This is a genomic window from Streptomyces spectabilis (assembly GCF_008704795.1).
Classification (GTDB): domain Bacteria; phylum Actinomycetota; class Actinomycetes; order Streptomycetales; family Streptomycetaceae; genus Streptomyces; species Streptomyces spectabilis.
The window spans coordinates 5,510,443-5,531,393 of sequence record NZ_CP023690.1; the positions used below are offsets into that span (position 1 = coordinate 5,510,443).

General features: G+C 72.5%; 16 protein-coding genes. 9 read left to right on the forward strand and 7 right to left on the reverse strand.

Annotation, left to right across the window (positions count from 1 at the left end):
- Positions 1-59 precede the first annotated feature (59 nt).
- Both CP982_RS24135 and CP982_RS24140 read right to left on the reverse strand, forming a co-directional pair.
- Positions 60-395, reverse strand: coding sequence for a YnfA family protein (locus CP982_RS24135; protein WP_144320309.1), 336 nt, complete (start codon positions 393-395; stop codon positions 60-62).
- Positions 396-423: 28 nt separating this feature from the next.
- Entirely contained in the window at positions 424-1,008 is a 585-nt protein-coding gene (locus CP982_RS24140) for a GNAT family N-acetyltransferase (RefSeq protein ID WP_150512431.1), read from the reverse strand.
- 213 nt (positions 1,009-1,221) lie between these two features.
- Between CP982_RS24140 and CP982_RS24145 the strand changes: the two genes are divergently transcribed.
- Both CP982_RS24145 and CP982_RS24150 read left to right on the forward strand, forming a co-directional pair.
- Entirely contained in the window at positions 1,222-1,440 is a 219-nt protein-coding gene (locus CP982_RS24145; RefSeq protein WP_150512432.1) for a hypothetical protein, read from the forward strand.
- A complete protein-coding gene (locus CP982_RS24150) occupies positions 1,437-3,335 on the forward strand; it encodes an HEXXH motif domain-containing protein (RefSeq protein ID WP_150512433.1) in 1,899 nt (632 codons plus the stop codon). The genes CP982_RS24145 and CP982_RS24150 overlap by 4 nt, the downstream gene beginning before the upstream one ends.
- On the opposite strand, the gene fxsT is transcribed toward CP982_RS24150, so the two are convergent.
- From fxsT to CP982_RS24175, 5 genes are all read right to left on the reverse strand, one after another.
- Positions 3,332-7,906, reverse strand: a complete 4,575-nt coding sequence (gene fxsT, locus CP982_RS24155) for an FxSxx-COOH system tetratricopeptide repeat protein (protein ID WP_150512434.1) — start codon at positions 7,904-7,906, stop codon at positions 3,332-3,334. The two genes, CP982_RS24150 and fxsT, sit on opposite strands and share 4 nt — an antisense overlap.
- Entirely contained in the window at positions 7,903-9,237 is a 1,335-nt protein-coding gene (locus tag CP982_RS24160) for an AAA family ATPase (protein WP_229879036.1), read from the reverse strand. Before CP982_RS24160 ends, fxsT begins: the two co-directional genes overlap by 4 nt.
- Positions 9,238-9,243: 6 nt before the next feature.
- Positions 9,244-10,869 (reverse strand): VMAP-C domain-containing protein, encoded by a 1,626-nt coding sequence (locus tag CP982_RS24165; protein WP_150512435.1) that lies wholly within the window; start codon positions 10,867-10,869, stop codon positions 9,244-9,246.
- Positions 10,866-11,864 carry a trypsin-like peptidase domain-containing protein gene (locus CP982_RS24170; protein ID WP_170316482.1) on the reverse strand — a complete coding sequence of 333 codons (999 nt, stop codon included), beginning with the start codon at positions 11,862-11,864 and terminating at the stop codon, positions 10,866-10,868. Before CP982_RS24170 ends, CP982_RS24165 begins: the two co-directional genes overlap by 4 nt.
- A 160-nt stretch (positions 11,865-12,024) precedes the next feature.
- Positions 12,025-12,462, reverse strand: coding sequence for a hypothetical protein (locus CP982_RS24175; protein WP_016640275.1), 438 nt, complete (start codon positions 12,460-12,462; stop codon positions 12,025-12,027).
- A gap of 368 nt (positions 12,463-12,830) precedes the next feature.
- Between CP982_RS24175 and hemL the strand changes: the two genes are divergently transcribed.
- From hemL to ccsB, 7 genes are all read left to right on the forward strand, one after another.
- A complete protein-coding gene (gene hemL / locus CP982_RS24180; protein ID WP_150512437.1) occupies positions 12,831-14,156 on the forward strand; it encodes a glutamate-1-semialdehyde 2,1-aminomutase in 1,326 nt (441 codons plus the stop codon).
- A gap of 32 nt (positions 14,157-14,188) precedes the next feature.
- Positions 14,189-14,836 (forward strand): histidine phosphatase family protein, encoded by a 648-nt coding sequence (locus CP982_RS24185; protein WP_150515671.1) that lies wholly within the window; start codon positions 14,189-14,191, stop codon positions 14,834-14,836.
- A 314-nt stretch (positions 14,837-15,150) separates the two neighbouring features.
- Complete coding sequence (locus CP982_RS24190; RefSeq protein WP_229879037.1) at positions 15,151-16,494, forward strand: polysaccharide deacetylase family protein; 1,344 nt, start codon at positions 15,151-15,153, stop codon at positions 16,492-16,494.
- A 102-nt stretch (positions 16,495-16,596) separates the two neighbouring features.
- The gene (locus tag CP982_RS24195) at positions 16,597-17,244 is read left to right on the forward strand and encodes a TlpA family protein disulfide reductase (RefSeq protein WP_150512438.1); all 648 of its coding nucleotides are present in this window, start codon (positions 16,597-16,599) and stop codon (positions 17,242-17,244) included.
- Between the two features lie 17 nt (positions 17,245-17,261).
- The gene (locus tag CP982_RS24200; protein ID WP_170316659.1) at positions 17,262-18,032 is read left to right on the forward strand and encodes a cytochrome c biogenesis CcdA family protein; all 771 of its coding nucleotides are present in this window, start codon (positions 17,262-17,264) and stop codon (positions 18,030-18,032) included.
- A gap of 3 nt (positions 18,033-18,035) precedes the next feature.
- Positions 18,036-19,805, forward strand: coding sequence for a cytochrome c biogenesis protein ResB (gene resB / locus CP982_RS24205; RefSeq protein ID WP_150512439.1), 1,770 nt, complete (start codon positions 18,036-18,038; stop codon positions 19,803-19,805).
- Positions 19,802-20,923 (forward strand): c-type cytochrome biogenesis protein CcsB, encoded by a 1,122-nt coding sequence (ccsB, locus tag CP982_RS24210; RefSeq protein ID WP_150512440.1) that lies wholly within the window; start codon positions 19,802-19,804, stop codon positions 20,921-20,923. Before resB ends, ccsB begins: the two co-directional genes overlap by 4 nt.
- The last annotated feature ends 28 nt before the right edge of the window (positions 20,924-20,951 follow it).

Below are 20,951 nucleotides of genomic sequence, written 5' to 3' on the forward strand. Positions count from 1 at the left end.
CCTCGGGTGCGGGGCTCGTACGGGCGTTCTCGCTCCGGCAGCCAGGATAGGCGGCGGCCTCACTCGCCCCGCGGGGCGTACATGATCAGGGCCATGCCCGCGAGGCACACCAGGGCGCCGATGACGTCCCACCGGTCGGGCCGGTAGCCGTCAGCGACCGCGCCCCAGGCGAGCGAGCCCGCCACGAAGACGCCGCCGTACGCCGCCAGGATGCGGCCGAACTCGGCGTCGGGCTGGAGCGTGGCGACGAAGCCGTACAGACCGAGGGCGAGGACGCCCGCGCCGATCCACACCCAGCCCCGGTGCTCCCGCACGCCCTGCCAGACGAGCCAGGCACCGCCGATCTCGAAGAGGGCGGCGACGGCGAACAGGGCGGCGGAGCGTGCGACGAGCATGCAGGTCAGGGTGTCACGGGCGGGGGCGTCAGCCGGTGTGCGGCTCCTTCGGCGCTGCGGCGGTCAGGTCGAGCGCCCAGTCGTTGCACCGGCTCCAGCGGCCCTTCGGGTACTCGAAGTCGCCCGCGCCCACGAGGGTGAAGCCGGCCTTGCGGCAGACCGCGTTGGACGGGCCGTTCGTCGCGGCGGGGAAGGCGTGCAGCGCGGTGTGGCGTCCGGCCGCGCGGGCCTCCTCGACGACCAGGCGGGTCGCGGCGACGGCGATGCCCCGGCCCTGGAACTCCGGCAGGACGCCCCAGCCCGTCTCCCAGACGGTGTGCCCGGAGTGGATCGACTCCCAGTACCCGATGAGTCCGGCGGCCGCTTCGGTGTCCGCTTCCGGGTCCCCTTCCGCGTCCGCTTCCGGGTCCGTCGTCACGATCTTGAACATCCGGCCCGTGCCGCCCAGGTTCAGATATCTGTGGTGGCGGTCGCGCAGCTTCTCCTCGGTCTCGGGGCCGCCCAGATGCGCGGTCATCTCCGGGGTGTTGTGCCGGACGAGCTGCGGGAAGTCGTCCTTGCCGTACGGGACGAGTCGGACCGGGGCCGGGGGTGCCGTGGGTGTGCGCTCCATGCCCTCACGGTAGGGGGAGGGTCTGACAACGCGGCCTGAGCTGCGCGTTCGCCGCCCGTTCCGGTACGCGGCCCGGTCCGGCTCAACCAGCCGTGTTTCACCGGGTGTTCGCACACGGGATGACCAGCGCCAGTCTTCCGCTGGAGTGCCATTGCAGCCACCATGGAAGCGGATTCTGAGTCGCGGAACCGTTACGTCAGGGGGAACCACGGTATGGCGGAGTCTGGGAAGGACTTCTGTTCCGACTTGGTGGATCTGTCCAGGGTCTCCTTGGTCTCCTTGGCGGAGCTGCACGCCGGTGACGATCCGGTGCTGCGGCGGGCACTGAACCGGGCGGCGCGCCGGGCGAGCGTGTTCGCCGGCACGCTGGACGAGCAGAACAGCGAGGAGATGGCCCTGCTGCGCGCAGACCGGCCGAGGCAGCGGAAGTGACCGACGGGCGGCTGGACCTCTACCGGCTCCCCGAGGAGTCGTTGAGGTCCATCGCCGCAGGTGACGCGGGGGCTCCCGAGCTGCGGCTGCTGCGGTCGGCCCAGCGCAGCCACCTGCTGCTCGTCCTGAGGTCGCTCGTCGACCACAGCGGTGTCGCACGGGCCAGGCCGCCGCGCGTCGGCGCGGTGGCGTCGGCGGAGTCCGCCTGGCGCCTGCTCGCCGCCGCGCAGCGGAGGGACCCGGGTGCGGTGGACGTGGTCCTGGCGGACCCCATGGTGATGGCGTGGGCCCTGCGGCTGCTGCGGCGCCTGGGAGGGGCCGGGAGGGGCGTCGCTTCTCCGGCGGCGCCGCTGTGGGCGGATGTCGGCCAGTTGTACGCGCTGGCCGCCGCGGCGGCACTGCGTGCCGGGAGCGAGGCCGTCGTGGGCGTACCGGCCCACCGGGGCGTGGTGTGGGTGCCCGGTGCCGGGGTCGTGGGGCCGCTGTCGTCCCGCAGGTGGAGCGGCGCCGAGGTTCGGGTGGCGGCTGACGGGGCCGTCGTACGGGGGGAGAGCGGGGAGGTGCGGCTTCCCCGGGACCTGGGCGCGCCGGCGCCCGGCTGGCGTCCGCTGCCCGTGCTGTGGGACGCGGCGCCGTGGTGCGCGGAGCCGGGGGCCGCCCTTCGCCTCGACACGGTGACGCCGTACCGCGACTTCGAGGTGTCGCCGCGCGCTCCGGTGCGGATGCCGGGGCGCAGGTCCGGGCTGTGGCGGGAGCGGGTCGCCGGTGCCTGCGCCCTGCTGGCCCGTGAGTCCCCCGCGGACACGGCACGCCTCGCGGCGCTCGTACGCGTCCTGGTGCCGCGCGCCTTCGCCGCGTCCACGCGCGGCCAGGTGGCCAGTTCCTCCTCGCCCGACGCCTTCGGCGCGGTCACGCTGTCGCTGCCGTACGACGAGGCGCAGATGGCCGCCACGCTGGTGCACGAGACCCGCCACCAGCAGCTGAACGCGCTGCTCGGCCTGGTGCCGCTGGTGCGCGAGCAGGAGGCCGGGGCGCGGCGTCCGCTGCACTACGCGCCGTGGCGCAGTGATCCGCGGCCGGCGCACGGCCTGCTGCACGGGGTGTTCGCGTTCGCGGGAGTGACACGTTTCTGGCGGCTGCACCGGGAGTTCGTGACGGGCGACGAGGCGCGGCGGGCGGACTTCGAGTTCGCCGTGTTCCGGGACCAGGTGCGGGAGGTCGCCACCGCGCTGCTCGCCGGTGGTGAACTCACCGCTGCGGGGCGGCTCTTCGTGGAGGAGATCGCGGGGGCCGCCGAGCGGTGGGCGAAGGAGGACGTCCTGCCGGGGCCTTCCCGGCTCGCCGCGCGCTACTGCGCGCTGCGGCGCGCCGTGTGGCGGGCGCGGCACCTGGAGCTCGACGGGGCGGCGGCGCGGCGGGCGGCCGTCGCCCGGGTGGCGGGGCTGCCCGCCCCGCCGCTGCCGGGCTCCCGGCTGCGCCCGCGCCCGGACGCGATCCGTACGGACACCTTCGGCCATGTGGTCCGGCTCCGCCTCGGGACGCCCGACGCGTTCGCCCGCCGCTGGCGGGAGGCCGACGCGGACCGGGACGTGGTGATCGGTGCCGAGTGCGCGTCGGTGGCCGGGGACGTCGACGGTGCGGCGCGCCGTTACGCGGCGTGGACCGCGGTGGAGCCGCACGACGCGGAGGCGTGGATCGGCGCGGCCCTCGCCCGGCAGGACCGGTCCGCGGCCGCGGCGCTGCTGCTCGAACGGCCGGAGGCCGTGGCGGCGGTGCGCCGGGCGATGGCGGCCTTGGGGGCGGAGCCGTCCGCGCCGCTGGAGCTCGCGGACTGGCTCCGCGGTGCTGTCGCCGCGCCCGGCGGCGACAGCGGTCAGAGCGGCTGGAGCGGCTAGAGCGAGATCAGGTCGATGTCGGCGTTGGCCCTGAGCCCCTTCTCGGCGTCGCGGGTGGCGGGGTGGGAGGGCCCCAGGATGGTCCGGTAGGTGGACAGCGCCTCTTCGAGGAGGTGCCCGCTCTCCTCCGTCCGGCCCAGGGCCTTGAGGTCGTGGCTGAGGTTCAGCTGCACGGCGAGGTTCGCGGGGTGGCGCTCGCGCAGCCGCGCGGCTTCCTGCGCGACCGCCGCGTCGATCTCGTAGGCCTGGTCGGGGCGGCCGAGCGCGAAGTGGTCGCTGGCCAGGTTCATCCGGGCGAGCAGGGTGCGCGGGTGCTCGGCCGACAGGGTGCGGGTCAGTCCGTCGACGATCTCCTGGTTCAGGGCGAGGGCGCCGTCGTTCTCACCGAGCAGGCGCAGCGTCACGGCGAGGTTCATGGCCATGGCGTGACTGTGCGGGTGTTCCCTGCCGTAGAGGCCGCGGTGCGCCGCCAGGGCCTGCTCGGTCAGCTGCCGGGCCTCCTGGAGCTTGCCGACCTGACGCAGGTCGTTGGCGTGGCTGATGGCCATCTGCAGGTACTGGCGGCTGCGTTCCCCGAAGCGGCCGCGCACCAGGGAGATGTAGGGCGTGGAGAGTTCGTACGCGCCTTCGTGGTCGCCCTTCTTGCGGCGGGTCACACACAGGTTGCGGACCACCTGGACGGTGAACCAGTGGTCTCCGCCGAGCTGTTCCCGCAGGTCTTCGGCGAGCTGCTCGTACCCTTCGAGCGCTTCCTCGTACCGGCCCACTTCCTGGAGGTCGAGGAGGTAGGCGTTGTAGGTGGTCAGGGTGTAGAGGTGGTCCTCGCCGAGGACTTCCACGCGGCGCTGCCACGTGTCGTGGTCCAGCTCCCGCGCCTTCTCGGGCGAACCCGCGAGGCGCAGGCTCACCGCGTAGTTGTGCGCGGTGAGGAGGGTGGCGGGGTCGTCGGGGCCGAATTCGGCGAGGCTCGTTTCGTAGACCCGCTGGTCGATCTCGCTGGCTTCGTAGAAGTTGCCGCGGATGCGGTGGTTGCCGGCCATGAAGCTCTGGGCCTGGAGGGTGTTCTCGTGGGCGTTGCCGAGGACCCTGCGGTAGCGGTCGACGAGTTCGGCCTGCATGTGGAAGGCGCGTTCGAGGTCGAGGTTCTGCTCGCGCAGGGTCTCGGCGATCTGCTGGTCGATGGCGAGGACCTCTTCGTGGTCCTCTCCCAGCCGTCCCCGCCAGATCTCGGCCGCCCGTTCCCCCAGGTTGAGGGCGGCGGCGTAGTCGCCGCGGGCGCGTAGGAACCAGACCTCGTTGAGGACGAGGCGGCGGGTCCAGCCCTCTTCGCACTCGACGGCGTTGGAGGCGCGCAGGTGGGTGAGGAGGGAGGAGTAGCGGGGCCAGAAGGTGGCGCGCTGGGGGTTCCTGGGGTCGGCGTTGGACAGGAGCTGGTGTGCGGCGTGCCGCATCTGGGCCTGCTCCTGCGGGTTCATCTGCTCGACGAGGACGCGCTGGACCAGGCGGTGCAGCTGGACGGTGGACTGGCGGTGGTCGATGCGGGCGAGGGCGTAGCGGCCGATCTCGCGCACGGCGCGTCCGAGTTTGACCGGGTCGTCGAGCGCGGCCTGGAGTTCCTGGGGCACGGAGATGCCGCGCACGGCGGAGAACAGGTCCCAGGAGATGGGTTCGGGCGCGAAGAACGCGCAGACCTGGAGGAGCTGGAGGGCGTCGGGGCGGTCCTCGCGGAGGCGTTCCAGGGACACGTTCCAGGCGGCGGCGACCGGCATCTCGTAGTCCGGTGGCGGGTCGGACCTGAGGAGTTCGGCCCACTTGCGTTCGAAGAGTTCCAGGTACTGCTGGACGGGCATGCCCGTCTCGGCCAGCCAGACGGAGGCCTGCTCGACGGCCAGGGGCAGGTCGCCGAGGGAGGACGCGAGGTGGTTGACGGCCTCGTCGGGCAGCTCGGGGCTGCGGCGGCGCAGCAGCGAGACGCTCTCCTCGCGGGCGAACACGTCGACCTCCAGGGAGCTCGCCGTGTGGGACCACTGGACGTTGCGCGAGGTGACGAGGATGCGTCCGGGGCCGTCGCTGGGGAAGTACTTGCGTACTTCTTTGGGGTCTTCCGCGTTGTCGAACACCAGCAGCCAATCGCTGTAGGGCTCTCCCCTGCGCAGGGCGTCGAGGACGGCCGGGACCGCGGAGATCTCGGACCCTGCCTGGAGGCCCATCTGCTCGCCCAGTTCGATGAGGGACTGGACGATCTGGTTCTCCTGCTCGGACGCCACCCACCAGATGAGCCGGTAGTCGCGGCTGTGCCGGTAGACGTACTCGACGGCGATCTGGGACTTCCCCACACCGCCCATGCCGTGCAGTGCCTCGGGGAGCACCGCGGTGACTCCGGTGCCGAGGCGGTCCTGCAGCTGTTCGAGCAGGGCTTCCCGGCCGGTGAAGTTCCTGTTCCGCTGCGGTACGTTCCCCCAGATTCGGGGCGGGTCGTGCGGGCCGCGCGGGCCCGGGGCAACCGGCAGACCGGCAGACACGGCGGGGCCTCCAGGAAGGGAGCGAGGGGGAGCTGAGGGAGAGGGGGGCGGGGTGGGGGGTGTGGCGGTGGAGGGCGCGGCCTGGGATGGAGGCGACGACGAAAGGCCCGGGCGGTCGGGGGTGTTCGCCGGGGCTTGCGGCCGGTACCGTATCGCAGTTTGATGGCTCTTTTTCAAGTTTGACCCGCTATCAGCCTGTGAGTACTGTAATGACGGCTTATGTCCTGATGTAAAGGCTTCGTCCCGAGTCAGGGCGCGCGGGCCTGCCGCATGGCTTTGCAACAGCCTTCCCAGGTGATCGGCGCGGGCGAGATAGGGCCCCGAAAGGGCGCAGAGCGCGGTGTACAGATGCGTCACGAAAGGGCGCGTCTGGTCCGTGATCGGCGGGTCCGCGGGGTCGCCGTCCGGCGCGACCAGAGCGCCGCCCCCCTCCCACAGTGCTTCGAGCCGGGGCCCCAGATAGCCCTCGACCTGGCGCAGCGCCCCGATGGTGTCGGCGCGCCGTCCCAGCGCGAGCAGTTCCTCGCGCACGCCCTCCACGAAGTCGTACGACACCTGGTGCGCGTCCTCGACGTCGGTGGCGTCGTCGCCGCGGCGCACCAGGCCGAGCAGCACGATCTCGGCCAGGTTCCAGAACCGGGTGCCCGGCAGGGCCTGTTGGAGCAGCCGCATGACCGGCAGGTTCAGGGGCACCGCCGCGAGGCGCTTGGCGAGGGCGAAGGCGGCGGGCGACGCGGTGGCGCGGAACCGGCGCACCACGGCGGCCGCGCGCGCGGCGCGGTCCCGCTCCTGCGGCTCCTGCCCGGCCTCGTCGGCGCCCTCCAGGAGCGCTTCGGCCAGGCGGCTCGGCACTGGGCCGACCGCTTCCGCGCGCAGGTCCCCGGCGGGCGCCGTCAGGAGCGCGGCGATGCGGTGCCACTCGCTGGTGTCGGCCGCGGCCACCAGGCGGGCCCAGCGGCCGAGGGACTCGGCGCGCAGCTCGACCACGGGGACGGCGACGGCGTCCGCGGGGCCCGGCTCGGGGACGGCGCGGGGCGCCAGGGCGTCGGCTTCCGGCGGGCAGGTCTCGGCGTCGTAGCGGCGGTTGGGCTCGGCCGGGGACGCCGCGCGCAGCCGGGTGGGGGTGACCGTGGGCAGGGTGAGGTCCCACAGGTGCTGCGGCAGCACGTTCAGGACGGCGGTGGGGGACGAGCGCGCGAGACGGTGCAGGAGCGCGGCGGCGGCGCCGTCGCGCCAGGCGTCGTGGCCGCCGTCCGTGACGACCAGGACCAGCTGGCGCGTGCCGGTGGACGGGGCGGGCGGCGCGGCACCGCGCGGGCTCCAGCGCACCCGACGCACCGTGCGGAACGCCGCCGTCTGCTCCATCAGCGCGCCGATCCGGCGGGTGGTCCCGCGCCACAGGGCCATCGAGGGGCCGTCGTCCACGAGCAGCAGCAGGTCCTGGTGCCGCTCCGGCAGCGAGCGGCACACCGGCGTCCACAGGCCGTCCGCGGCGGCCTGCTCGGCGGTGGCCTCCTCGTCCAGCTCCACGTCGTGCGGCGAGGGGCGGGAGAGGCGCAGCGGGCGCAGGGCGCGGCCGAGGGCGAGGGAGTCGGCGAGCGGCGCGGTGTCCTCGGGGCGGGGGGTCCGCTCGGCGCCCGCGGCCCCGCCGCCGACGCCGCCGCGCAGGCCGACGAGCGGCCCGAGCGGCCTGACCGGGGCCGCGGCCAACGGCGGTGCCTTCTCGTGCACTTCCTCCGGGCGCTGTCCCGGGTGTTCGTCGTGTCCGTCCGGGGGCCCGTTCGCGAGGTCCGGGGCGGAGCGCCGCGGCGGCGCCGGCGGCTCGTCGGGACGCGCGGGCCGTACCGGCCGCGCGGACCCGGCCGTGCCGCGCGCCGCGGGCAGCGGGGGGAACTCCGGCAGGGCCGCGTCCTGGCACGCGGCCAGGTACAGGGCGTCCGCCAGCTCCGTCCAGGTGGGCGCTTCCGGGTTCGGGGTGTCCGGGTCCTGCCCGGCGCGCGCGGACTCCCGTGCGGCCTGGGCTGACGGCTCCGCGGAGGCTGCCGTCATCCCGGCCTCGATTCCGCCCCCGCCCCGTCGAGCCGGTGCCACAGGGCGTCGACCAGTTCGTCGAGCGCTCCCGCGTCGGTGGGGAGGCGTCCCGAGGTCGCCAGGTACACGGAGTTGAGCAGTTGGTCGACGGCGAGCCCGCCGCGCTCCCGGCTGCGCCGGAGGAACCGCTCGATCAGATCGCCGCCGTCACCGGCGCGGGTGACCGCGCCGTCCGCGAGGTGTGCCGTCACCATGTCGACGAGCTGTGCGCGATCCGGATCCGGCATTCTCAGCCGCAAACAGCGACGTAAGAAGGCGGGAGGGAACTCGCGTTCGCCGTTGGACGTGATGACCACGACCGGGAACGCCCGGCAGCGGACCACCCCGCCGACGATCTCCGCGCCGCCCTCCGGGTCGTCGGTCAGGACGGTCACGCGCGGGTGGCGCCGCCGCGCCCGCAGGAGCTCGGAGATGGTGAACTGGCCCTCTTCGAAGACGCTCAGCAAGTCATTGGCCAGGTCCTGGTCGCTCTTGTCCAGCTCGTCGATCAGCAGCACGCGCGGGGTCTCGTACGGGAGCAACGCCGTGCCCAAGGGGCCCAGTTGGACGTAGTCGCCGATCCCGGGGAGCCGTTCCTCGCTCGGCGCGGAGCCGTCCGGCGCCCCGTCGCCCGCCGTCCCGTCGGCGGCCGCCCGGAGCGCGGCGGAGTCCTGGACGCGGCCGATCGCGTCGTACTCGTACAGCCCCGAGCGCAGTGTCGTCCTGCTGGTGATGTGCCAGCGCAGGACGCGCCCGAGGCGCAGCTCGCGGCTGATGCGGTACGCGAGGCTGCTCTTGCCCGTGCCGGGGCGGCCGGTCACCAGGAGAGGTCGTCGCAGAAGCAAAGCGGCATTGACCATATCGGCCTCGCGCCGCAGCTGGTCGGAGGCCGGGGAGCGCCCCGACGGGGTGCCCAGCCTGCGCTCGACCTCCTCGTCGTCCGCGGGGGGCGGCGCCACCACGGGCCCGCCGGTGAAGCGGCGCCAGGGCGGCGGGTCGGGAAGCAGCTCGCGCAGGCTCGTGTCGTACAGGGGCTGCCCCGAACCGCGGTAGATCCACCAGCGGTTCTGCCCGGAGGAGCCGGAGCTGGGGCCGGGTCCGCCGTCGGCGGAGCCGCCGCCCGCGGCCGCCGGGTCCGCCGCTTCCGTGGGTGTCGCCGAGTCCCGGGCGGGAGCCGTGTCCCGGGCGGGAGCCGTGTCCCGGGCGGGAGTCATGTCCGGGTCAGGGGGCATGTCCTGTGACCGGACGTCCTCGGCGCCCGCCGCGCCGACCGGGCGGATCCCTTGAGGCACGCCGTCCTCGGGAAGCATCGCGTCCTACCCTCCCCCCTGTGCGGAAGAATCCGCCATGGCGCCGCCCCCTCCTGGAAGGCGGTACGGATCGTCCCAGAGCAGTGCTGCGTGACGACCGAGCGTTGAGTCGCCCTCAGCAGCATCCCCGGATTTCGCCTCTATGCGCAACGACCGTACGGCATCAGGTAGTTGATGGATTCCTGTGCGAGCGGCCAAGTCGGCCAGCTCGCCGCGGAACACCGGATCTATGCCGCCCCGTCTGTCCCACACCACGATCGGCACCCCGGCGCGCAGCGACTCGGCCAGCTCGTCGACCCCGGAGCCGCGCCCGTCGGCGTTGCCCGGCGGATCGCTCAGGACCACCATGACGCGCCGCGGATCCGAGAGCAGCCGGGAGCGGCCGTCGTCGGGGAACCAGTGCACGGGGCCCGCGCAGCCGGTGAGCAGCGCGTCCCAGCGGCGCGCCCAGCGGCCGTGGGTGTCCGTGCGCTCCATCCTCTCCAGGCTGCGCAGGAGCACCGGGTGGTCCTCCCCGAGGCTGCCGTCGGCGCCGTGGAAGCCCTTCTTGGCCCACCGCTCGACCGGGAGCCCCAGCAGCTCCCTCGGCAGCACGAACTCCAGCGTGAGGTCCTCCTTGCAGAAGTAGGCCCAGCCCGTCTCCGCCTCCTCCACCAGGGACTTCACCTGCTCGGGCAGCTCGGCCACATCGACGCGCAGATCCCCGCCGCGCACCGGGTAGGGCTCGGGCCCCTCGATCTGCCACCAGTACGAGAGCAGCCGCTCGTCCTTGTGGTCGGGGTCGGGCAGGGGGCGCAGACGGATCAGCAGACAGGCGCTCGGTGCCCACACCGGCTCCTGGCCGACGGCGCGCACCAGGGGCGCGGGGGCGGGGGCCGCCGTGCGCACGCCGCGCCCAAGAAGGCCGGATTCCGCCCCTGCCGCCACGGGGAGGGCGCTATCGCCGCTCCTGGCCGGTATGGCGGGTACGGCCGTTACGTCCTCCGGTCTCGCCGGGCGGCCGCGCTCGCTCCGGGCGGCGGCCGCCGGAAGCGCGGGCCCGTCGCCGTACGACTCGGGGCGGGCGCGGTGCTCCGTCGCCCAGCCGAGCAGGTCCTGTTGCTGCTGGCCCTTGGCGTAGCGCGCGAGGTGCTCCACGAGCAGGACGCAGGGCGGCAGTTCGCCGGGCCGCGCGTTGAGCGTCGCGGCGTGCACGACGGCGAGCCAGGGCTCGGTGCAGTGGGCGGGCAGCGGGTCGGCGTGGTACCGCATGACCTCCTGGTACGCGCCCGCGATGTCGAGCACTTCGAGGCCGCCGAGCGCCTCCATCAGACGGGACCAGTCCTCCGGCGGGAACAAGGGCACCTCCGCCACGGCGATCGCGGTCCGTACGCGCTCGGTGTAGCGCGTGTTGCCTTCGAGCAGTTCGACGACGCCGCCGAGGACCTGGAGCCCGTCGGCGTACTCCAGGACCGCCATGAGGAGCGAGGAGAGGTACGTCCGCCGCCGGGCGCTGTCCGGCACCGTGACCGTCGCGCCGAGGGCCCGGCCCACCATGCGGGTGCACTCCCGGAGGGTGGCCGTCTCGTCGAAGGCCGGTACGCCGTCGAGGGCGTCGAGCACGATCTTGGGCGGTCCCCAGGCCTGGCTCACGGGGCATCGCCGCCCGGGCCCTGCGGCCACACCTCGTCGAACAGGGCGAGCGCGGCGCCCGCCGCTTCTGACGACTCGTCAAGCATGCGCAGGGCGGCCACGAGCGCGGCCCGGCCGTCGCGGTGGTCGACACAGGCCTGGACGACGTAGAAGACCTGGAGCCGTGCCCTCGGGTGGTCCCGGACCCCGTGCCGGATGTGCGCGGGCAGCAGCCGCAGCAGCGTGGCCGCGCGGTCCTCCTCGACCAGGGAGACCCTCAAGAGGGCGTCGGCGAGGGCGAATTGCTGGTGGTCGGTGGGGGGCTTCGCGGCACTGGGCGCCGCGCCGGGGGGCGCGTGCCCGGTCACCGCCGGGGCGAGCGCGGGCCACAGGCGGGCCGCCGCCTCCATGGGCAGCATCCACGCCGCCCTGGTGCCCCGGTCGCCGAGCGCGGCCGTGACCATGCCGACCACCCGGCCCGTGGCGGGGTCCCAGACGCCCGCGCCGCTGAAGCCCGGCTCGATCCAGGCGGTCGCGGAGTCGAGCCCGTCGAGCTGTACCCAGTCCCTGTGCGGCCCCCCGCGGCCCACAAGGCTCGCTCGCGACCAGAGTCCGTCGGGCGCGCGGGCGGGGTGGCCGTACACGTGCACCTCGCGCCGGTCGGGGTCGCCGCAGGGCCCGAGCCGCGCGAAGCCGACGCCCGGGGGCGGCCGCCACGTGGTGGTCAGGACCGCGAGGTCGCCGCCCCGCGCCCCGTCGAGCGGCCCGGGGAACCAGCCGTCCGCGGCGACCGAGGCCTCGCCCCGCGCGCGATCCGGATGGCCGCCGACGTCCAGGCCGACCGCGCCGACAGGGGCGGTGGGGCCGTCCTGGCGCAGGGCGCCCGCGACCACGTGCGCGCAGGTCAGCACGGAGCCGGGCGCCACGATGATCCCGGCACCCCGCAAGGCGCCCGTCGGCGTGAGGACGCGCACGCGCCCCGCGGCGGGCGTGCTCTGCCCATCCCCCTCGGCCACTGCCCCGCCCCTTCCCCCGGCACGGATCCGACGGCGCGCACTTCCCCGTACGGAGCCAGCGTACGAAGGACGCACGCTCCGCGCACCGGCGCTGCGCGCACCGGGGCATCCCGGGTCGTCGCCCGCCGGTACCCCGGTGACTACCCAGGGAACCGGACGTTCACGGCCAGACCAGGCAGTACGCCTGATGGCCCGCGTCGTGCAGGCGGTGGCTGAAGTCCTGCCACTCGTGCAGGAGTTGGTACACGTTGAACGCGTCCCGGGGGCCGCCGCGGTCGGGGACCGTGGACCAGATGAAGGCCGCGGCGCCCACCGACTCCTCGCCGATGCCGCGCAGCGGGTCGACGACCGTCATGGGGAGCTTCACGACCGCGTAGTCGGGGTGGAGGACGACCAGTTCCAGCGGGGGGACCTTGTGCAGGGGTATGCCCTCGATGCCGGTGAGGACCATCGCGGCCATCGTCTCCGGCTTGATCTTCGTGAACATGCCGCCCATGCCCAGCTCGTCGCCGCCGAGCTCCTCGGGCCGCATCGAGATCGGCACCCGGGCCGCGGTCGCGCCGTCGGGGGCCCCGAAGTACTTGTAGGTCACCCCCACCCCGCCGCTCCTGCTTCCCGTGCGGTCCCGCCGCGCCCCGTCCGGCGTCCGCTGCTCAGGGGCCGGGCCCGCCTCCGCATCTCGCCGGTGCTTTCCCCGCCGGGCACGCCGGGGACCCAGGCCGTCGGTCCCCTCGCCCAGTCCACCACCGCGCTGCATATCTCCACCCGACTGCTTTTCCAGGGCGCGCGGACCTTGCCGCGCAACCCGATCATCGTGTCAGTGACCTCCCCCACGGTCACCCGCCGAAACGTGGGGTGAAACACCAGTCCACAGGATCTCCGCACCACCCGCCCCGAGGGAAGGCGGTACGGGAGGAAAGCCGGCGCGCAGGAGGCCCCGGCGCGACGTCCGGACCCTCTGACACCATGGTTCATGTGAGCTTCCCGTATAGCGCCCCAGTTTCGCAGACTCTTTTCGACCGTGCGGCGGCCGTGACGCCCGGCGGTGTGAACTCGCCCGTGCGCGCCTTCCGCGCGGTGGGTGGTACGCCCCGCTTCATGGTGTCCGGTACCGGTCCGTACCTCACGGACGCCGACGGTCGCGAGTACGTCGACCTCGTGTGTTCGTGGGGGCCCATGATCCTCGGCCACGCCCACCCCGAGGTGATCGCGGCCGTGCAGGAGGCCGTCGCGCGCGGCACCTCCTTCGGCACGCCCGGCGAGGGCGAGGTCGCCCTTGCCGAGGAGATCGTGGCCCGGATCCGCCCCGTCGAGCAGGTCCGGCTCGTGTCCAGCGGCACCGAGGCGACGATGTCCGCCATCCGGCTCGCCCGCGGCTTCACCGGGCGCGCCAAGGTGATCAAGTTCGCCGGGTGCTACCACGGGCACGTGGACGCGCTCCTCGCCTCGGCCGGGTCCGGCGTCGCGACCCTCGGCCTGCCGGACACCCCGGGTGTCACCGGCGCCCAGGCGGGCGACACCATCGTCCTTCCGTACAACGACATCGAGGCCGTGCACGAGGCCTTCCACAACCACCCGGGCCAGATCGCCTGTGTGATCACCGAGGCGTCGCCGGGCAACATGGGCGTGGTGCCGCCCCGCCCCGGCTTCAACGAGGGCCTGAAGTCCGCCTGCGAGAAGAACGGCGCGCTGTTCATCTCCGACGAGGTCATGACGGGCTTCCGGACGAGCCGGGCCGGCTGGTTCGGCGTGGACGGGGTCGTGCCCGACCTGATGACCTTCGGCAAGGTCATGGGCGGCGGCTTCCCCGCCGCCGCGTTCGGCGGCCGCGCCGACGTGATGGCGCACCTGGCCCCGGCGGGCCCGGTCTACCAGGCGGGCACGCTGTCCGGTAACCCGGTCGCGACCGCCGCGGGACTCGCGCAGCTGCGGCTGCTCGACGACGCCGCGTACGCGAAGGTCGAAGCGGTCTCCGAGAGCGTGCGCGCCCTGGTGACCGAGGCGCTCACCAAGGAGGGCGTGGCGCACCGCGTGCAGAACGCGTCGAACATGTTCTCCGTGTTCTTCACGGACCGCGAGGTGCGCGACTACGACGGCGCGAAGGCGCAGGAGTCGTTCCGCTTCACCGCGTTCTTCCACTCGATGCTGTCGCAGGGCGTGTATCTGCCGCCGTCGGCCTTCGAGTCCTGGTTCGTGTCCACCGCCCATGACGAGCGTGCCGTCGAGAAGATCGCCGCGGCGCTTCCGGCCGCCGCGCGCGCCGCCGCCGAGGCCGAGGAGGTCAGCGCGTGAGCGGGGCCGATGAGCTGACCGTCGTCCATCTGATGCGCCACGGCGAGGTGCACAACCCGGACGGGATCCTGTACGGGCGCCTGCCCGACTACCACCTGTCCGACCTGGGGCGGCAGATGGCCGACCGGGTCGCCGAGCACCTGTCGTCGCGGGACGTCACGCACGTCGTCGCCTCGCCGCTCGACCGGGCGCAGGAGACGGCGACGCCGATCGCCAAGGCGCACGGGCTCGACCTCGCGACGGACGGGCGGCTCATCGAGGCCGCCAACGTCTTCGAGGGCAAGACCTTCGGTGTCGGCGACGGCGCCCTGAAGAACCCGGACAACTGGAAGCACCTGGTCAACCCCTTCAAGCCGTCCTGGGGCGAGCCGTATATCGAGCAGGTCGTCCGGATGATGGGCGCGCTGGAGGCGGCGCGGGTCGCGGCGCGCGGGCACGAGGCGGTGTGCGTCAGCCACCAGCTGCCGATCTGGATCGTGCGCAGCTTCGTGGAGAAGCGGCGCCTGTGGCACGACCCGCGCAAGCGGCAGTGCACGCTCGCCTCGCTGACGTCGTTCACCTACCGCGGCGACAAGATCGTGTCGGTGGGGTACTCGGAGCCCGCGCGGGATCTGGTGCCGAAGCATCTCCTGGCCGGGGCCAAGCCGGTCAAGGGCAAGTCCAAGGCCTTCGGGGCGTAGCCGGTGCGCTGGGCTTGAGCAGCATCGGCCCCTGCGGGGCCGGGCTGACTGCTGCCGCTTGCCGCCTGTCGGCCGCCGGTTGTGCTTGGCTGGGCGCGCAGTTCCCCGCGCCCCTTTGGGGCGCTGTCCCTTAGGGGCGCTTCCTGTGAGGTTGCTGTGCGCGGCGGGTAGTGGTGTGGCCACCCTATGGCGCGGAATGTCTGTTCTCTGTAATAGGCCCCGAATAGGTCCGGCTTGGCCGGAACCCGCCCCCGTGTCGTGCCCTCTAAGTGGTTGTCCTTTGCACAACCGAGGGCGCGACGAATGGGGATGGAATGCGCGACGACAGCCGGACGGACCCGGACCTGGGCGGCGGAGCAGCGGCCGCGAGCCGTGGTGCGCTCAGCCGACGGGGCGCGATAGGCCTGGGCGTAGGTGCCGCGGCGGCCTTCGGGCTCACCGCCTGCGGCTCCGGCTCCGGGGAATCGGGTTCGGCCGCCGACAAGGGCAAGGGCGGCGGCGCCACGCCGGAGCGCCCCGCCAAGCCGATCGGTGACGGCTCCACGGCGTTCACCGGGAAGCAGCCCAAGCAGCCGGAGGCGCCACGGCCGCTGGAGCCCGGGGAGACGCCGCCGCAGTTCGTGATCTTCTCCTGGGACGGCGCGGGCGAGGTCGGCAACGGCCTGTACCCGCGCTTCCTGAAGCTCGCCGAGGAACACGACGCGAAGATGACGTTCTTCCTCTCGGGGCTCTATCTGCTGCCCGAGTCGAAGAAGCGGCTCTACCGTCCGCCGAACAACGCCGTCGGCGCCTCCGACATCGGCTACCTCACGGACGGCCACATCAAGGAGACCCTGAAGTACGTCCGCCAGTCGTGGCTGGAGGGCCACGAGATAGGCACGCACTTCAACGGCCACTTCTGCGCGGGCACCGGCACCGTCGGCAACTGGACCCCCGCCCAGTGGCAGAGCGAGATCGACCAGGCCAAGTCCTTCGTCAAGAAGTGGCGTACGAACACGGGCTGGACGGACCTGCCGTCGCTGCCGTTCGACTACGAGAAGGAGCTGGTCGGCGGCCGCACGCCGTGCCTGCTCGGCCAGAACAACCTGCTGCCGACCGCCAAGAAGCTCGGCTGGCGCTACGACGCCTCCTCGCCCGGCGGCCGCCAGAAGTGGCCCGAGAAGAAGATGGGCGTCTGGGACCTGCCCCTGCAGCAGATCCCGTTCCCGGGGCACTCCTTCGAGGTCCTGTCGATGGACTACAACATCCTCGCCAACCAGTCGAAGAACTCCACGAAGGCCCCGCCGGCCAACTACCCGGGCTGGCGCAAGCAGGCCACCGAGGCCTATCTCTCCGGCTTCAAGCGCGCCTACGAGTCGAACCGCGCGCCCTTCTTCATCGGCAACCACTTCGAGGAGTGGAACGGCGGCATCTACATGGACGCCGTCGAGGCCGCCATCAAGGGCATCGCGGGCAAGAAGGACGTCCGCATGGTCTCCTTCCGGCAGTTCGTGGACTGGCTCGACGTGCAGAAGCCCGAGGTCCTCGCCAAGCTGCGCAGCCTGGAGGTCGGCCAGAAGCCCGCGGGCGGCTGGAAGAGCTTCCTGTCCGACGCCGGCTCCGGCGGCAGCCGCAAGGACGCCGAGAAGGACACCGGCGCCACCGGCGACGCGGCCTGAACCACCGGCTTGAAAACGCGCGGAAACCCTGTCTGAAATGGGACTTTCCGCTACCGCGGGGGGCGTCGAAGATCCCCGAATCGGGCATGCGAAACTTTTCACATGAGTGCCGCCTGCCGCGCCCCCCGCAGCCAGAACCGCAGTCTCGACCGCCGTGCCAGCCGTCGTCGCAGTCGTGTGTCGGCGCTGGCGGCGGCCGCGGCGGCCGCCGCGCTCACCCTGACGGCCTGCAGTTCGGGCGGCACGTCGGGCGGCTCGGGCAAGACGAACTTCATCACCGGCTCCGACGGCATCTCCACCGCGAAGAAGGCCGACCGGCGCGACGCGCCGGACCTCGACGGCGAGACCCTCGACGGCGAGAAGCTCAGCCTCGGCGACTACAAGGGCAAGGTCGTCGTCGTCAACGTCTGGGGCTCCTGGTGCCCGCCGTGCCGCGCCGAGGCGCCGAGCTTCGCGAAGGTGGCCAAGGAGACCAAGCCCAAGGGCGTGGAGTTCGTGGGCATCAACGCCCGCGACCCCGAGAAGGGCCCGGCCATCGCCTTCGAGAAGGACAAGGGCGTGCCGTACCCGAGCCTGTACGACCCGATGGGCAAGCTGATGCTGCGCTTCCCGCGGGGCACGCTCAACCCGAACTTCATCCCCTCCACCCTCGTCATCGACAAGGACGGGAAGATCGCGGCGCGTTCGCAGCAGCCCCTCAGCGAGGAGAAGCTGCGCAAGATGATCGACCCCGTGGTCGCGGAGAAGTGACCGACGTGTCGACCGCCATCGCCGCCGCCCACACGCTCGCCGCGTCCGGGCCGAACCAGACCATCATGAGCGGAGCGCTGCTGCTCGCGATCCCCGTCGCGATGCTGGGTGGCCTCGTCTCGTTCTTCTCGCCGTGCGTCCTGCCCCTCGTACCCGGCTATCTGTCGTACGTCACCGGGGTCACGGGCCAGGACCTCCAGGAGGCCCGCCGGGGCCGGATGGTCGCGGGGGCGGGGCTCTTCGTCCTCGGCTTCACCGCGATCTTCGTTCCCGCCGGGATATTCTTCGGCGCCCTCGGGGAGAGCCTGCGGGAGCACCAGAGCACCATCACCAATGTGCTGGGCGCCCTGATGATCCTGCTCGGGATCTTCTTCATGGGCCTCATGCCGTGGCTGAACCAGCGCGAGTTCCGCTTCCACCGGAAGCCCGCCGCCGGTCTCGTGGGCGCCCCCGTCCTGGGCGCGCTCTTCGCCGTCGGCTGGACGCCGTGCATCGGCCCCACGCTCGCCTCCGTCAACCTCCTCGCCCTGGACGGCGGCAACCCGCAGCGGGGCGCCGTGCTCGGCGTCGCGTACTGTCTGGGACTCGGCATCCCGTTCATCGTGGCGGCCGTCGCCTTCCGCAAGGCGCTCGGCGCTTTCAGCTGGGTGAAGAAGCACTATGTGTGGGTGATGCGCGTCGGCGGCGTCATGATGATCGCGACCGGGCTGCTCCTCGTCACCGGCGTGTGGGACAGCATCGTGCAGGACATGCAGGTGTGGACCAACCGCTACAACGTGGGAATCTGATCCATGAGTGACACCAAGACCAACCCGCGCGACGACGAGCGGGCCGACCTCGGCGCGGCGGGGGCCCAGCTGTCCACCGCTCCCCAGGAGGAGTCCGGGACCGGCTTGCCCGCGCTCGGCGTCATCGGCTGGTTCCGCTGGATCTGGCGGCAGCTGACCTCCATGCGGGTCGCGCTCCTGCTGCTGCTCCTGCTGTCGCTCGGCGCGATCCCCGGCTCGCTCATCCCGCAGCAGGGCACGGACGAGCTGAAGGTCCAGGACTTCAAGGACACCCACACCACGCTCGCGCCGATCTACGAGAAGCTCGGCCTGTTCCACGTCTACAGCTCGGTGTGGTTCTCCGCGATCTACATCCTGCTCTTCGTCTCGCTCATCGGCTGCATCGTGCCGCGCACCTGGCAGTTCGTCGGCCAGCTCCGCGGCCGCCCGCCGGCCGCGCCCAAGCGTCTGACCCGGCTGCCCGCGTACACCACCTGGCGCACCGACGCCTCGCCCGAGCAGGTGAACGAGGCCGCGCTGGCGCTGCTCAAGCAGCGGCGCTTCCGCTCCCACGAGGTGGGCGGGTCCGTCGCCGCCGAGAAGGGCTATCTGCGCGAGGCCGGGAACCTGGCCTTCCACATCGCCCTGATCGTGCTCCTGCTCGCCTTCGCCGCCGGACAGCTGTTCAAGTCCGAGGGCGGCAAGCTGATCATGGAGGGCGACGGGTTCTCCAACACGCTCACGCAGTACGACGACTTCAAGTCCGGCAGCCTGTTCAGCACCGACGAGCTGGAGCCGTTCAGCTTCCGGCTGCGCGGCTTCGAGGGCACGTACGAGATGTCGGGACCCGAGCGCGGCACGGCCCGCACCTACAAGGCGCACGTGACCTACACCGAGGGCGTCGACGGGCCGGAGAAGAAGAAGGCCATCGAGGTCAACAAGCCGCTTGAGGTCAACGGCACGAAGGTCTACCTCATCGGCCACGGGTACGCGCCCACGGTCACCGTCCGCGACGGGCGCGGCAAGGTCGTCTCCCGCGTCTCCGTGCCCCTGCTGCCCATCGACTCCATGGGCACGGCCACCGGCGCCATCAAGATCCTCGACGGCTACCGCGACAAGAACGGCAAGAAGGAGCAGCTGGGCTTCAACGCCTTCTTCGTGCCGACGTTCGCGGGCGAGGGCAACGGCCAGATGTTCTCCCAGTTCCCCGCGCCCTTCAATCCGCGGCTCGCGCTCTCCGCGTACCACGGCAGCCTCGGTGTGGACTCCGGCATCCCGCAGAACGTGTACCAGCTGGACACGCGCAAGATGCAGAAGTTCAAGGACTCCAAGGGCGAGCTGCTGAAGAAGCGGCTCAAGGTCGGCGAGACGATGAAGCTGCCGAACGGCGCCGGGTCGATCACCTTCGAGAAGGACCTCAAGCAGTGGGCGACCTTCCAGATCTCCCGGGAGCCGGGCAGCGGCTGGGCCCTCGGCGGCGCGGTCGCCGCCATCGCGGGGCTCGCCGGGTCGCTGTTCATCCAGCGCCGCCGCGTCTGGGTCCGGGCGGTGCGGGGCGCCGACGGCGTCACGGTCGTCGAGATGGCGGGCCTCGGCCGCAGCGAGTCCGCCAAGGTGCCCGAGGAGCTTGCCGCGCTCGCCGAGACCCTGCACGAGCGGGCTCCGAGCACGTCGGAACCGGCCGAACAGACCGAACCGGACGGTGCCGCCGACGCCCCTCGGGCCTCGGAAACCCCGGCCACCGACGAACCCCACCCCACCCCCGATGTTCCTGCCGAAGGGGCTGAGAAGTGACGCTCGCCACGACCCTCGCCGCCGAACCCAACGAGAACCTCGCGCACATCAGCAATGTGCTGATCTACTCCGCGATGGCCGTCTACCTCCTCGCCTTCTTCGCGCTCATGGCGGAGTGGCTGTTCGGCAGCCGCAGCAAGGTCGCCCGCACGGCCGCCGCGCTCACCGCGGACGGCGCGGCCGACGCGGCCGCCACCAAGGCGTCGGCGCCCGCCGTCGCCGTGCGGGCCAAGGGCGGCACGGCCACTTTGGAGCGCCCCAAGGCCGCGCCCAAGGTGGTCACCCGTGCCGCCGCGGGCAGCCGTGACGTGCCCGACGGGCCGGGCGCCGCCGCCGGTGACGAGCAGGGCGACCTCTACGGCCGCATCGCCGTCTCCATGATCGCCCTCGGCTTCCTCGTCGAGGCCGGTGGTGTCCTCACCCGCGCGCTCTCGGTGCAGCGCGCGCCGTGGGGCAACATGTACGAGTTCAACATCACCTTCTCCACCGTCGCCGTCGGTGTCTTCCTGGGGCTGCTCGCCCTGAAGAAGAACGTCCGCTGGATCGGCCTGCCGCTGATCACGACGATCCTCCTCGACCTCGGTCTCGCCGTCACTGTCTTGTACACCGACAGCGACCAGCTGGTTCCCGCGCTGCACTCGTACTGGCTGTGGATCCACGTCTCCACCGCGATCTTCTGCGGCGCCGCCTTCTACGTCGGCGCGGTGTCCACGGCGGCGTACCTGTTCAAGGACAGCTACGAGGCCAAGCTCCAGAGCGGCGGCACGCCAGGACGGTTCGCGACCTCCGTCATGGAGCGCCTTCCCGCCTCGGCCTCGCTCGACAAGTTCACGTACCGCATGAACGCCGCGATCTTCCCGCTGTGGACGTTCACGATCATCGCGGGCGCGATCTGGGCGGGCGACGCCTGGGGCCGCTACTGGGGCTGGGACCCCAAGGAGGTCTGGTCCTTCATCACCTGGGTCGCCTACGCCTGCTACCTGCACGCGCGCGCCACCGCGGGCTGGAAGGGCCGCAAGGCCGCCTACCTGGCGCTCATCGCCTTCGGCTGCTGGCTGTTCAACTACTACGGCGTGAACATCTTCGTCAGCGGCAAGCACTCCTACGCCGGAGTCTGACCCCGCGAGGCCCCGAAGGCCGGTTCCC

What these genes read in the sequence shown, in the direction of transcription:
- CP982_RS24135 (WP_144320309.1), bottom strand. Translation starts at nt 395, where the DNA reads ATGCTCGTCGCACGCTCCGCCGCCCTGTTCGCCGTCGCCGCCCTCTTC.
- CP982_RS24140 (WP_150512431.1), bottom strand. Translation starts at nt 1,008, where the DNA reads ATGGAGCGCACACCCACGGCACCCCCGGCCCCGGTCCGACTCGTCCCG.
- CP982_RS24145 (WP_150512432.1), top strand. Translation starts at nt 1,222, where the DNA reads ATGGCGGAGTCTGGGAAGGACTTCTGTTCCGACTTGGTGGATCTGTCC.
- fxsT (WP_150512434.1), bottom strand. Translation starts at nt 7,906, where the DNA reads ATGACGGCAGCCTCCGCGGAGCCGTCAGCCCAGGCCGCACGGGAGTCC.
- CP982_RS24160 (WP_229879036.1), bottom strand. Translation starts at nt 9,237, where the DNA reads ATGCTTCCCGAGGACGGCGTGCCTCAAGGGATCCGCCCGGTCGGCGCG.
- hemL (WP_150512437.1), top strand. Translation starts at nt 12,831, where the DNA reads ATGGTTCATGTGAGCTTCCCGTATAGCGCCCCAGTTTCGCAGACTCTT.
- CP982_RS24185 (WP_150515671.1), top strand. Translation starts at nt 14,189, where the DNA reads ATGCGCCACGGCGAGGTGCACAACCCGGACGGGATCCTGTACGGGCGC.
- CP982_RS24190 (WP_229879037.1), top strand. Translation starts at nt 15,151, where the DNA reads ATGCGCGACGACAGCCGGACGGACCCGGACCTGGGCGGCGGAGCAGCG.
- CP982_RS24195 (WP_150512438.1), top strand. Translation starts at nt 16,597, where the DNA reads ATGAGTGCCGCCTGCCGCGCCCCCCGCAGCCAGAACCGCAGTCTCGAC.
- resB (WP_150512439.1), top strand. Translation starts at nt 18,036, where the DNA reads ATGAGTGACACCAAGACCAACCCGCGCGACGACGAGCGGGCCGACCTC.